Annotated in this window: 14 protein-coding genes; 8 read left to right on the top strand and 6 right to left on the bottom strand. The window is 30.6% G+C overall.

Annotated features, from left to right (window positions below; all coding sequences use genetic code 11):
- Positions 1-119: 119 nt before the first annotated feature.
- The 4 genes from B5G32_RS12105 to B5G32_RS12090 are packed head-to-tail and all read right to left on the bottom strand — an operon-like array spanning position 120 to position 2,747.
- The gene (locus B5G32_RS12105; protein ID WP_087936788.1) at positions 120-1,418 is read right to left on the bottom strand and encodes a CAP domain-containing protein; all 1,299 of its coding nucleotides are present in this window, start codon (positions 1,416-1,418) and stop codon (positions 120-122) included.
- Positions 1,419-1,473: 55 nt separating this feature from the next.
- Complete coding sequence (locus B5G32_RS12100; protein WP_087936787.1) at positions 1,474-1,920, bottom strand: hypothetical protein; 447 nt, start codon at positions 1,918-1,920, stop codon at positions 1,474-1,476.
- Positions 1,921-1,932: 12 nt separating this feature from the next.
- Positions 1,933-2,145, bottom strand: coding sequence for a hypothetical protein (locus tag B5G32_RS12095; protein ID WP_087936786.1), 213 nt, complete (start codon positions 2,143-2,145; stop codon positions 1,933-1,935).
- A gap of 41 nt (positions 2,146-2,186) precedes the next feature.
- On the bottom strand, positions 2,187-2,747 hold the full coding sequence (locus tag B5G32_RS12090) for a hypothetical protein (RefSeq protein WP_087936785.1): 561 nt from the start codon (positions 2,745-2,747) through the stop codon (positions 2,187-2,189).
- A 277-nt stretch (positions 2,748-3,024) separates the two neighbouring features.
- Here B5G32_RS12090 and B5G32_RS12085 point away from each other — a divergent pair, with 277 nt between their 5' ends.
- Both B5G32_RS12085 and B5G32_RS12080 read left to right on the top strand, forming a co-directional pair.
- A complete protein-coding gene (locus tag B5G32_RS12085; protein ID WP_087936784.1) occupies positions 3,025-3,246 on the top strand; it encodes a helix-turn-helix domain-containing protein in 222 nt (73 codons plus the stop codon).
- Positions 3,247-3,634: 388 nt separating this feature from the next.
- Positions 3,635-4,381: an alpha/beta hydrolase gene (locus B5G32_RS12080; protein WP_087936783.1), complete on the top strand. Its 747-nt coding sequence runs from the start codon at positions 3,635-3,637 to the stop codon at positions 4,379-4,381.
- Positions 4,382-4,436: 55 nt separating this feature from the next.
- Here the strand turns inward: B5G32_RS12080 and B5G32_RS12075 are convergent, their stop codons facing one another.
- Positions 4,437-5,327 (bottom strand): LysR family transcriptional regulator, encoded by an 891-nt coding sequence (locus B5G32_RS12075; RefSeq protein WP_087303902.1) that lies wholly within the window; start codon positions 5,325-5,327, stop codon positions 4,437-4,439.
- Between the two features lie 97 nt (positions 5,328-5,424).
- Here B5G32_RS12075 and B5G32_RS12070 point away from each other — a divergent pair, with 97 nt between their 5' ends.
- The 3 genes from B5G32_RS12070 to B5G32_RS12060 all read left to right on the top strand — a co-directional run bounded on the left by B5G32_RS12070 (position 5,425) and on the right by B5G32_RS12060 (position 8,506).
- A complete protein-coding gene (locus B5G32_RS12070) occupies positions 5,425-5,997 on the top strand; it encodes a flavodoxin family protein (protein ID WP_087936782.1) in 573 nt (190 codons plus the stop codon).
- A gap of 108 nt (positions 5,998-6,105) precedes the next feature.
- On the top strand, positions 6,106-6,789 hold the full coding sequence (locus B5G32_RS12065) for a response regulator transcription factor (RefSeq protein WP_087936781.1): 684 nt from the start codon (positions 6,106-6,108) through the stop codon (positions 6,787-6,789).
- Positions 6,773-8,506, top strand: a complete 1,734-nt coding sequence (locus B5G32_RS12060; protein ID WP_158094021.1) for a HAMP domain-containing sensor histidine kinase — start codon at positions 6,773-6,775, stop codon at positions 8,504-8,506. Before B5G32_RS12065 ends, B5G32_RS12060 begins: the two co-directional genes overlap by 17 nt.
- A 32-nt stretch (positions 8,507-8,538) precedes the next feature.
- Here B5G32_RS12060 and B5G32_RS12055 read toward each other — a convergent pair whose 3' ends face one another.
- Complete coding sequence (locus tag B5G32_RS12055; protein WP_087245577.1) at positions 8,539-9,951, bottom strand: uracil-xanthine permease family protein; 1,413 nt, start codon at positions 9,949-9,951, stop codon at positions 8,539-8,541.
- Positions 9,952-10,096: 145 nt separating this feature from the next.
- On the opposite strand from B5G32_RS12055, the gene B5G32_RS12050 reads away from it, so the two are divergent.
- The 3 genes from B5G32_RS12050 to B5G32_RS12040 all read left to right on the top strand — a co-directional run bounded on the left by B5G32_RS12050 (position 10,097) and on the right by B5G32_RS12040 (position 13,114).
- Positions 10,097-10,795: a response regulator transcription factor gene (locus tag B5G32_RS12050; protein ID WP_087936779.1), complete on the top strand. Its 699-nt coding sequence runs from the start codon at positions 10,097-10,099 to the stop codon at positions 10,793-10,795.
- Positions 10,764-12,605, top strand: a complete 1,842-nt coding sequence (locus tag B5G32_RS12045) for a HAMP domain-containing sensor histidine kinase (RefSeq protein WP_087936778.1) — start codon at positions 10,764-10,766, stop codon at positions 12,603-12,605. The genes B5G32_RS12050 and B5G32_RS12045 overlap by 32 nt, the downstream gene beginning before the upstream one ends.
- Before the next feature lie 131 nt (positions 12,606-12,736).
- Positions 12,737-13,114 carry a hypothetical protein gene (locus B5G32_RS12040; protein ID WP_087245582.1) on the top strand — a complete coding sequence of 126 codons (378 nt, stop codon included), beginning with the start codon at positions 12,737-12,739 and terminating at the stop codon, positions 13,112-13,114.
- The last annotated feature ends 116 nt before the right edge of the window (positions 13,115-13,230 follow it).

Below are 13,230 nucleotides of genomic sequence, written 5' to 3'. Positions count from 1 at the left end.
TATTACATCTTGAAATCAGAAGAAGAGAAAAGATGTTTTTTTATTGCCTAAAAACAGAAAAAGAAAAGAGCTGAAACAAAATCAACTCTTTAAAAAGTTATTTCGTTACAGCCCCTTTATTACATTTCAGCAAATATAGTTACCCAATATCCCCCATAATAAGCAACTGCTGCATGAGTATTTGTTTCTAAAATATTAGCTCTATGACCTGGGCTTGCCATCCAAGATGCTACAACATTTGATGGAGATGTGGTACCTTTAGCTATATTTTCACCACTAGATGTCCATGGTAACCCTTCAATTAAATCAGAATAACTTCCACCATTAGGTCTAGTATGTGACCAATTAGTTACAATTTCTTTAGCTCTTACTTTACATGCTTCATATAATGTATCATTCCAAGCCATTGCTGGTAACCCTGCTTTAGCTCTTTCAGCATTCTGTAAGTTGAAAGCTTCTTTTGCTTTGGATAAAGAATACTCCATAGCTACAGAACCACCTGAAGAAGATGACGAACCACTACCCCCACTGTTGCTAGGATTTGACGGTTTTATCACTGTTACCTCTTCTTTCTTGCCCGTATTATAATTAGTTACAATTTTCTTTTCAGTAGAAGAATTCTTAGGTTTAGCCTTTACAGTAATATTAAACTTAGCTTCTACCCCATTAGCAGACGCTGTTATAACAGCACTACCATTGTCTTTGGCAGTTACCTTACCGTTTTCGTCTACACTGGCTACCCCACTGTCAGAAGATTTGAAAGTAGCTTTATTATCTTTACCTTTAATATCGGCTTTAAGAATTAAACTTTCACCCTCATATACAGTATCCTTAGACTTATCTAACTTAATCATAGGAGCTGTAATAACTACCTTAACATCCTGTGTTACTTCATTCTTAGAACCATCAATAGCCTTAACAGTAGCAACATACTCTCCATCCTTAGAATAATCTACTTTACTATCATCAACAGTAATTGTTACACTATCTAAATCTTCAGCTGTATACATTTTACTAAACTCTTCAGCACTAGGTTTACAATCTCTAGTAAACTTAACTTCTTCTTTAAAATCATTAAATACTGGTTTAGTTGTATCAGTAACTTTTAATTTTAATGTCTCTTCTTTATCTTTGTATGAAAAGATTATTTCGTATTCTCCAATTGCAGGATACTCTTTATTTTCTTCTATTTTAATTTTTGATATATCCATTTTGATGTCAGATACTATATCTTTATTTGTTTGTTCAGTATCAATATAATCATTGATATTTGTAGATAAAGTTTTTCCATATTCCAAAGTCTTTGTTTTTTCTTTTAAATGTATTGGATTACTTGTAAAGATAAATAATATCAAGGCAAATACTGCAATTATTAATGTGCAAATAATTGTTTTTTTATGTTTCACTATTTGTTTCATGTTTTATACCTTTTTATTTAGGAATATTATTTAAAAATAATATCCTATTTTTATTTTAAATTTTTCTTTTTCTAGCCATGCTAACCAAAGCGATAACAGACCCTGCTAACATAACACTATATCCAACCATAGAAGAAGTATCACCTGTTTGAACAACACCACTATTTACATCAGTTGTACTATCTTGAGTATTACCTTTATTTTCCTCACTACCAACTTCATCTGTACCTGTGTTGACTACTTTATCTGTATTATCAGAATTTCCATTAGAACTTGAACCATTTCCTGGTAACTCAATACCACCTGCATCATCACTATCAACATCACCTTTATCAGTATCAACTGGAGTAGATGGTTCTAAAGGAATCCATGGGATAATACTTTCATCTAATTCAGCTTGAAAATTATCTAACTCAGCTTTTTTACCTTCAATAAAAGATACTTGTTCTTCTAATGCTTTAACAATAGCATCATTTGCTTCAATTTCAGCTTTTAGCCACATTATACTCACTTTCTACAGTATCCAATTCAACTTTTTTATCAGTGATTTTTTTTTCAACTCTTCAATTTTTAATTTTAATTCATCAGCTACACTCATTCTAGTAATAGATGGCATGTTTATTTCCTTATATTCCCCATTAGTATTAGCTAATGCATGTGCTGAAATTGTGTTAGTCATCATACCCATAGTCGATGCACCTGCGACTAGAATCTTTAATTTATTCATACTTATCTTTTTCCCCTTTCATAAATCAGATAGTAGGTATGCTACCACATTTCAATACGATTTGGAGCAGTGCCTTCAGCTAGTGTTTCATTTGTTTTACTATCAATCACCTTGACCTTCACTGACCATTCAGTTTTTCCTTCAAATATTTGTTTTTGACCATAAAGCGCTGGTATTCCGGTTGTAGCATGTAATTTTGATACTGCAGTTGAGTCCTTAGGAATAGAAATAACAATATCATCATTTTTTTCATTTGCTTCAATATCTTCTATTTGAGCTATTTCTTTAAATGTCTGTATAGACTCGTCTATCTCCTTTAAATAATCTTCTTTTGTTTTACTATCTACTTCTAAGATTATTGATTCGTTTTCAATAGAATTGTTTATATTTTTTAATGATTTAGTATTACCTACAAAATCCTCAGGTTTTGTTCCAACAAAATCAAAATATGATTTAGGAATAGTAATTTTTTCAATTTGATTTTCTGTTTCTTGTTTTATTTCCGCTTTAGTATTTTCGTTGTTAGATTTTGGATTATTGGAACTACATCCAGTCAAAATCAATGCACTTAATAATAATGTCAGACCTAAAATTTTTTTCATATTCTTCTCCTTATAAAATGTAATTATTAAAATATTGCGTAAAGCGATTAAATTTCAAATTTTTTATAACACCTTCTTTCTACTAAAATAGTTTTACATCCATCTTAGCTTATATATCAAAAGATAACTGAATAATATGTATTAAAATATTATCTTAAGATATATTCTATATAATGATTATAAAAGATAATAAATACATTTACAATGCGAAAGTTTGCTTCGCAAATAAAATATTTTTCTATTCTATCTATATAATTTCATTTATAGATAGGAAGTGATGGATATTATACTGATTAAAAGACTTAATGACTTACGCGAAGAGAAAGACTTGAGCATAGCAGCATCAGCTAGGGAAATAGGTGTACCTGCAAGAAATTTACAATATTATTTCAATGGTACATATGATTTTCCACTTCCAATCTTGATAGACCTTGCTAATTATTTTGAAGTTCCACTTGATTATTTGGTAGGTCGTACTAATTTAAAGAGACTAAAATAGTAATAAAAAACTTGCTTCCAAAAATGGATCAGCAAGTTTTATTTTCATATTCTGCTAAAGAACAAATAAGATGATTTATGCATTTTAATGCTTTAACGAATTTCTTTTTAGCTAATAATTGATATGCACCACTCATTTTTATTTTAGCATATTGAGTTTTAATTATTCTTTCATTTGATAGCGGTGAGGATATTTTTTTAAATATAGTTAGCTCCTTTAGCTATCATTATTATATGAAAAGAATAATGATATATCAAATACCTATATTCAATGGATAGTTATGCTTTTTGAGTATAGTTAAAAAGTATTTTTCATCATACTTGGAAAGTATTGGACATAGAGATGGAAAGAAATTAAAATAAACCTATATGATAGGAGGTGTTTATTCATGATAGAAAAATTGAATGTTTATATACAGCCACTTCAATCATGGCGCACTATGCACATCTATTTACCTCAAAATTATCATAATAGTGATGAAAGATATCCTGTTATGTATATGTATGATGGACATAATCTTTTTAATGATCAGGATGCAACTTATGGAAAATCATGGGGACTAGGTGAGTTTTTAGATCGTTATGATAAGCCATTTATTATTGTAGGAATGGAATGTAATCATGAAGGAAATGAAAGATTAAATGAATATTGCCCATATGATGTTGAAAATGGATTTTTTGGTCCTATTACTGGAAAAGGTCAAATCTATATGGATTGGGTTGTGAATGAATTAAAACCGATGATCGATCAAAAATATCGGACAATACCATTTAGAGAGTGTACAGGTATTGGAGGAAGTTCTATGGGTGGATTAATGGCCTTTTATACTGTCATCCATTATAATCAACTCTTTTCTAAAGCAGCCTGTTTATCTCCGGCACTTTCTTTATGTATCCATCAACTGCAAGAAGAAATGAATCATCATGATTTGAATAAAGATACACGTGTTTATTGGAGTTTTGCAACAGGTGAAGTTTCCAATGTTCAATATTTCTTAAAAAACATTCAGTTATTTAATGACGAAATTGTCCGTCGCGAGGCTCAAAGTTATATACATATAGTGAGAAATGGTGGACATAATGAAGCAACTTGGGGAAAACAAAATCAATTGTACTTTGATGTGTTGTGGAAATAATTATGTGGAGCCTGTTGATTGGCTCCACATATTTTTTCTTTATAGCTATATGTTTTTATTGACTCAATTCTTGAATGGTGTCTTGAACAATATTTAAGAAATATTGAGATGCTCTTGTGAGAATCTGATATTTTTTCCATATAAAATAATAAGGAACTTCAATATGTGGAGAAAGTGGTCTAAAACAAAGTGAAGAATCTCCAGTTGTATTGATAAGTTTATCAAAACAAATAGCGTATCCGAGTCCATCTTCTACCATTAATGAAGCATTATACAACAAAGTATAGGATGAAATAATATGAAGATGTTCAATATCGTTATGTAACCATTCAACCAAATCTGATATCTGTTGTAGTTCTTTAGATACAATCAATGGTTTATCTCGAAGATCTTCAAATGTAATACTTTCTTTTTGAGCTAATGGATCATCTTTCAACATAAGGACACCCCAATGATGTGAAAGTGGCAATAACATATGATTGTAATCATTAATCTTAGAATTGGGTGTCAATAATGCAAAATCAATCAAACCATTATCTAATTTTTCTATCACATCTGGAGCATTACCACTATGTATATGAAATTGAATATCAGGATATTGGGCCTGTATCTTTTTGATAGCTTTGGTAATGATTTTTAAAGCATGAGATTCACCTGAACCAATATAGATTTCACCTTTTAAATGAGAATCAGTAGACATTATTTCCAGTTCCGTTTTATCTACCAGATTCACGATTTCTTCAGCACGTTGACGGAGTATCATGCCTTCTTCTGTTAATGTGATTTTTTTATGACTTCTTACAAATAAAGTTTTCCCTAGTTCATCTTCTAATTCTTTGATTTGACGAGATAAAGTGGGTTGTGTGATATGTAATTGTTGCGCTGCTCCTGATATTGTTTCTTCTCTGGCAATAGCTAGGAAATATTGTAAAACTCGTAATTCCATAATCGTTCACTCCTTTAGCTATATTATAACACTATATGCTTAGTAAGCATATAACTATATAAAATATAAGTATTTGTTATAGGGGAGAGGGAGTGATATGATACAAATAGGAAAAGAGGGAAAAAGAATGCGTCGAATACTTATTGTTGTTGGAAGTGGAAATATAAATGGACATACGGATCAGTTGGCTAGGGCTTTTGAAAAAGGAGCTATTCAGGCTGGGCATGAAGTGAAACGAATTGTATTATCAAAAAATTTACAGGGATGTCAAGGCTGTGGTGCTTGTCAGATCAATCAACATCACTGTGTCATTCAAGATAGTATGCAGGAATATTATGCCATGTTTGAATGGGCCGATACATTGGTACTGGCTTCACCCCTTTATTTTTGGTCTATTTCAGGAAGATTAAAGTGCTTTATTGATCGTTTATATGCGATTTCTCAAAACGATGAATATCCATATAAAGAAACATTCTTATTGATGAGTGCTGGGGATAATCATTTTTGGACTTTTGAACAGGCCTTATCTTTTTATTCTTTTTATACAAAGGCACTAGGCTGGAAAAGTTTAGGATCTGTTCTCGCTGGAGGTTGTCATGATGAATCACATCAACCCTATATTCCACCTTTAAAATTACAGGAAGCATATGAAAAAGGTTTATCTTTATAAAGGCGTTTTGATATAAACGTCTTTTCTTTTTATGATAAAATAAGAATAGAAGATTTACACAAATTTTACACAAGTCCTTTTTATGATAAAAGTAAAGAAGGTGGGAGTATGTATCAGGTATTGCTTATTGAAGATGATTTTGATATCAGGCATATCATTAAAACTTATTTTGAAAAGCGAGAAATCCAGATTATTGAAGCCTGTGATGGACATCAGGGATTATCACTTATGCATTCTCAAATTCAGCTTGTTTTATTAGATATTATGATGCCTGGTATTGATGGTTATGAAGTTTGTCAACAGATTCGCTATCAATATCAATGTCCTATTATTTTTATAAGTGCTTTAAGTGAGGAAGACAATCAGCTTCAAGCGTATCAGTTAGGTGGGGATGATTATATAACCAAACCATTTTTACCATCTATTTTGTATGCAAAATGCTTAGCTATCTGTAAAAGACAAGATCCACAAGTATCCAATATCAAAACTTTTCATCATTTACAAATTGATTATACCAATCACCAAGTTTACATTGATAGTCAACACATAGAATTCACCCATAAAGAATATTTATTATTAGAATATTTAACGAAAAATCCTTATCGTTTATTAGAAAGAGAACAAATTTTAGATGCTATATGGGGATATGATTACTATGGAGAAGCGAGAGCCGTAGATACATATATCAAGAAAGTAAGAAAAAAGTTGGGAAAATATCAATATTATATTCAAACAGTTTTTAAGGTTGGATATTTATTTAAGGATGGTGAAGAAAATGAAAACAAAGATTAGTGTTAAGATTTTTCTTTTGATCATGTTGGCTTTTATTATGATTTTAGCTGTATCTACCAAAATCAATATTCAAAATCGTATTGACTCTACAAATCATTATCTTCTTCAAAGTATCATTGATTTTGATGATCTTGATAATCTCCAACAACAATTAGGTATTGAATATAATCATTATCCTCAATATGATGAAGTGATTCAAAAAATAAATTCTATTGATTATATCAGTGAAAACAATAACCTATATCAATGTTTGATTCAACAAGATGATAAAGTTGTCAAATGGTTTTCTCTAAGTCCTTATTTAGATAATTATATTCATATCTATGATGATTCATCAATCTACATATCTATTGCCGATTTATCTTTGTCACAAAGACAAAGTTTAAAGACATATCTGATGCAAAAATTAACTGATTATAGTTATTCTATTCCTGGTGAGGCTGAAGTCAAATATGTGTTAGACGATGAACAATTGATTTATCTTCAATGGGGTGAAGACAGTTATGGTCAATTGGATCAGCATCAAATCCAATCAGCAAGTGTTAATCAGTTTTGTATAGATGGCGAAAAATCAATTCAAAGTCAATATGATTCTCAATTGTTTTTAAGCCAACAAAAAGATCTTGAACATGTCCTTCAACTTAAACACCATGGTTACATGACGGCCTATTATACAAGCTATCATGGACATTACTATTATATTGGTATGACAGGACTCACAGATTGGGAAGACCAAGACCAGGATTTATATGCAGTAGTTATTGGAATGGAAGACCAGGCGCATATTGATAGCCTTATGGCTCGACAGTATTTTGAAGAGAATTGGGGATTGTTTTTAGGAGCATTTTGTATTGTCATATGTATATCACTATTGGTGTCATGGACAATCAGCAGACCTATTCAAGCATTAGAAAAAGTAGCATTAAAAATTAAAAATAATCAATTTGATGAAGAAATCAATATCCGTTCTCATGATGAAATTGGTTCATTAGCAAAAAGTATTCAAAGTATGTCTTCTCAGTTAAAAAACACAATGGAACAGTTGAATCAGGAAATTGAACATGTTAAAAAGCTGGAAGGATTAAGAAAAGATTTTGTGAATCAGTTTACGCATGAAATGAAAACACCCCTAGGTATTATTAATGGTTATAGTGAATTAATTGAAGAAGCGACAAGTCAAGAAGAAAGAGAAAAATATTTATCAATCATTCATCGAGAAACAGAAAGACTCAATCAGCTGATTCAATCCATGTTGTCACTTTCAAGACTTGAAGCTGGAAAAGTAGAGATTCATCAAGAAGAATTTGATTTAGAAAATAGTGTAACGGAAATTGTTGATGAATATGAAGTCTTATTGATGAAAAAGCATATTCAAGTGGATATCAAAGTTCTACATCCTATGATTCAAGGTGATCGTAAGCTATTAGAAACAGTAATACATAATTTTTTATCCAATGCTTTAAAACATACTCCAGAACAAGGACATATTTATATAACGATTGATCACGGATTTTCTATCATCAATGAAGGTTCACATATTGATGAAGAACACTTATCAGATATCTGGTATACTTTTGTGACACATGATCATCAGGGGAGTGGTTTAGGTTTAGCTATATGTCAGGCTATTTTACAGCTTCATCATTATGATTATGGTGTTCAAAATGTTGAATCTGGTGTAGAGTTTTATTTTTCAGATTCAAAGTATGATTGTTGATAGTATATAAAAAGGAAACAAGAATATGCTTTTTACATATTCTCATTTCCTTTTTTCTTTTTCTTTTCAGGTAAGACTAAACTTAATAATAATGATACAACAAAGACTCCTGCAACTGCATTTCCATTAAAGATTTCTCCAACAACTGATGGGAAACATGTAAAGAAATTTCCTGAAGTTTGAGTGACACCAACCCCAATACAAAAGGCAAGTGAAACAATGATCATTGTACGTTCATCAAAAGTGTTATCTTTTAACATTTTAATACCTTCATACATGATAGAACCAAACATCATCACTGTACATCCACCTAAAACTGATTGAGGTAATGATTGAAAGAAAGCCCCTAGAGGTGGAAATAACGATGCTAGTATCAGGATTAAAGCTCCCATGAAAATAGTAAAACGGTTGATGACTTGTGTCATTGTGACTAAACCAACATTTTGACTAAAAGATGTTAAAGGGAGACAACCAAAACATCCAGAAATAGCACTTGAAAATCCATCTACAGCTAATGAACCTTGAAGTTCTTCCATTTGAATATCACGATTTAAAGCTCCTTTACAGACAGCAGTTGTTGCGCCAGTCGTTTCAGCAGCTGAAACTAAAAAGACAATTGCAATAGTGAAGAAAGCACCTAAATCAAAGACAGGCATATGTTCTGTAAAGAATACTAATTTTGGAATACTGAAATATCCAATTTGATGAATTGTTTCCGCAATATTAGAAAAGTCCACCATTGGCGCAATTCCTGTGACTGTCAAAATAACAGATAATAAATATCCAAAAATTAAACCAACAAGAATATTTAAATTTTTATAAATACCTTTTAAACGATAATGTGATATTAAACATACAATAAGCGTAAAAGTTCCAACAAGAAGATGGTACCAGGCACCAAAGTCTTCAACACCAGAACCACCACCCCAAGAATCCATTCCTACTGATAGCAGTGATAGCCCAATCGCAATCACGACACAAGCTGAAACAACAGGCGTTAAAAATCTTTTCCAGTATTTTGCACTTAATCCAACCAAGCCTTCAAAAATACCACCAAGAATAACAGCACCAATCATACCTTCATATCCTAAAGCAGGATTTGTTGATATGACTAATAAACTTCCTAAGAATGTAAAACTCACTCCCATGACAATAGGTAATTTAGAACCAATTTTCCAGACTGGATAGAGTTGCATACATGTTCCAATTCCAGCCGCAAACATAGCACACTGTAAAATAGAAGTAATTTCAGCTGATGTCAAATGCTCACCAGAACCTCTGACAACAGCTGCTCCACAGACAATAATAACAGGCGCAAGATTTGCGACAAACATAGCTAAAACATGTTGTAAACCAAAAGGAATAGCTTTTTTCAGTGGAACACGTCCATTAAGCTTATAAATATTTTCTTCACTTACAGTCGTTACCTTTTCTTCTTTATTCATTTTTCCTCTCCTCATATTTATTAAAACGTCTTGATTTTAACATAATTTGTCATAGAATGTCACGTTTTTTCTCAGGGCTTATTTATATTTTCGATTCCACTTCAATTCCACAAAAGTGTGTTAAGATGAAGTCGAGGTGAAAAAGATGTATAAAGTACTAATCATCGAAGATGAATTTCATATTCGTCAAATTATCAAAGATTATTTTTCATTAAAAGGCATTGAAGTCGTTGAAGCAACACAAGGCTATGAAGCATTAAGTATGATTAATGAGACGATTGATTTAATTTTACTAGATATTATGATGCCTGGTATTGATGGTTATGAAGTTTGTAAACAATTAAGATTAAAAACAAAAAGACCTGTTATCTTTATGAGTGCTTTATCACAAGAAGAAAATCAGCTAATGGCATATCAGTTAGGAGCGGATGATTATATCATCAAACCTTTTCAGTTATCATTATTACATGCTAAAGTGATTGCCATGATTAAACGTGATCAGAAAAAGGAAGAAGATATACTTTCTGTTGGACATCTTCAATTGGATCGTATCAATCGTATTCTAATCATAGATCAGCAACGAATCCCATTAGCACATAAAGAATATGAACTATTAGAATATTTATGTATGCATGTGAATCAGTTATTGACACGTCAACAGATTCTAGATCATATATGGGGATATGATTATTATGGAGATGGAAGAGCAGTTGATACATACATCAAGAAGTTACGTAAAAAACTAGGAGAATATGCCTGTTATATTCAAACTGTTATCAAAACAGGATATATGTTAAAGGTGGTGAACGTCAGTGAGAAAGATACTGAGATGGACTTTAGGTAAAAAGATTTTTATATTGATATTATTGTGTTTTAGCTTGATTCAAGTTTTGAATGTGACTCTTGATTTTCATCGAGAAAAATTTCATGCCTATTCTAAAATTAATAATATGTATAATGTCAATGAAATGTGTGAGCAGTTATCTGTGCTTTATAGTCAAAAATATGATGAGTTGAATCCTTCTTTTTATGAAGAAATATCACAGTCTTTAAAAACTGAAGATGGATATAAAATAGAATCAGTTTTTGTATTAAATCCAGATTTTGAAATGGTGTATAATCAGCGTGAACAAAACAAGACATATTTAACATTAAGAAATGAATATGAAGAATCTATAACAATTTTAATATTTGATTTGTCACAGATTTCATTGGATATGCAAAAACAAATGGAAAATATTCTTCGAGAACATGTTGATGATTATTTTTTGACTATAGATATTGCTTCTCCTACATATGATCTTGTGGGTAACAATGTTTCTATGACGATTGAAGATCTTTCTTATTTATCTATTAATGGCCAGATTTTCTTAGATCATAGACAAAATAATGAAAAGATTCACACAATGCATTTTGAATCATATGAAAGTGCGAATTGCTTTTTATCTGCCCAGGGATTTTATTTAGATGAATATGATAATTCTCATGAAGATAATTATCAAAAACATGATGCGTTTATTACTGATTGTGTATCTTCTATGCTCCCTCAACAGGGCGAAGGATTTTCATCAGGTGAAAGCAGCTTGGAGGAAAAAGATGGCACTTTATATTCTATTCATTGTAAACCATTAATCTCTAAAAATGCCAAACCAATTGAAAATAGCGAATTTGGAGATTATGATGTTCAAGATGTAGATGGTTATCTTGTTTTTTATACATATGACCTTAACGCGATTGGCAGAATTACACATCAAGTCATTTATTCTAAAATGATTATTTATATCATTTCCTTTATTGTTTGTATAATGATATCTTTATTGATTTCATATATATTGACAAGGCGTATTAAAAAGATGAGTCAAGCTACTTTATCCATTGCAAATAATGATTTTGATATTCATCTCAATGAAAAATCTAAAGATGAATTAGGTGTATTATCACATAATATTAATCAGATGAGTCAACAATTAAAAACAACAATTCAACAGTTAAATGATGAAATAGAATATGTAAAAAAATTAGAAGGTATGAGAAAAGAGTTCATTGCGAATTTTACTCATGAAATTAAAACGCCATTAAGTATTATTAATGGTTACATAGAATTAATTGAAGCAGGGAAAGATGATCTTAAGAAACAACAATATTTAAGTGCGATTCATCAAGAAATAGAGCATATTAATCAATTGATTATGGCTATGCTAGATTTATCAAGATTAGAATCTGGTCATGTTGAATTACATAAGGAAGATATTGATTTAGAGGATTTATTAATGTCAATTGTAGAAACATTTGCGCCTATTCTAAAAAAGAAACATATTCATGTTGTGATGGGAGATGAATTTCCACATATTCAAGGAGATTTCAAAGAACTCAAGATTGTTTTTCAAAACTTTATGAGTAATGCAATAAAACATACACCACAAAATGGACATATTTATATTAAGTATCATCAAGGTATTTTAAGTTTTGAAAATGAAGGAAAACATTTGAGTCATGAACAAAAAGAAACAATTTGGGATACTTATGTTTCAAGTGATCGTCAAGGAACTGGGTTAGGTCTTGCGATATGTCGTTCTATTTTAGAATTACATGGTTTCCAATATGATGTGTGTAATAGTGAAAAAGGCGTTGAATTTCAAATTCATATTCTATAATTATAAAGAAGGAAAAAGACTTCCTTCTTTTTTAATGAAAAGATGATAGACAAGTAGAACTCTTTTCACATCTTAGACTTGAAACGACAAGATATGTCAATTATAATGATAGAAAAGATGAGGTGCTTAGGATGAATAAAATTTTAGGGATGGTTATACCATATATCATCATTATAGGTGTTATTTTGATGCAAAGTGTTGTCATGGAAGAAATTATTGTGGCTATTGTTATAGGATTGTTAATTGGGTTAGAATTTTTAAGTTTAAAAAAAGCTGAAGGAACAGTGCTTATGAAATTTGGTAAGATTCTTACTATTTGTATTTTTGTAGTTGCTTTCTTATTAGGTCTATTTAATCAGCATTTAATGATTTTGCCTGATTTGACTCGTGTATTGGCTTTACTTATACCTATAGAGTGTATAAATCTTTATATGATTTATCAAAATCATCCTCGTTATACAATGACATATAAGTATTCATTTAGAAATAAAAGAAGAAGATATTTTTAAAGGGACTGTAACGAAATAAATATTCGTAAGGCCACCTAAAAAAGAAAACGACAATGATTATCTTTAATGATTATCATTGTCGTTTTTGGTATAATTAGATTATGGAATCTTCTAAT

This window comes from Massilimicrobiota sp. An80 (assembly GCF_002159255.1).
Taxonomy (GTDB): Bacteria; Bacillota_I; Bacilli_A; order Erysipelotrichales; family Coprobacillaceae; genus Allocoprobacillus; species Allocoprobacillus merdigallinarum.
Note: the sequence above shows the minus strand (reverse complement) of the source record. Positions and strands in the feature narration are given on the sequence as shown.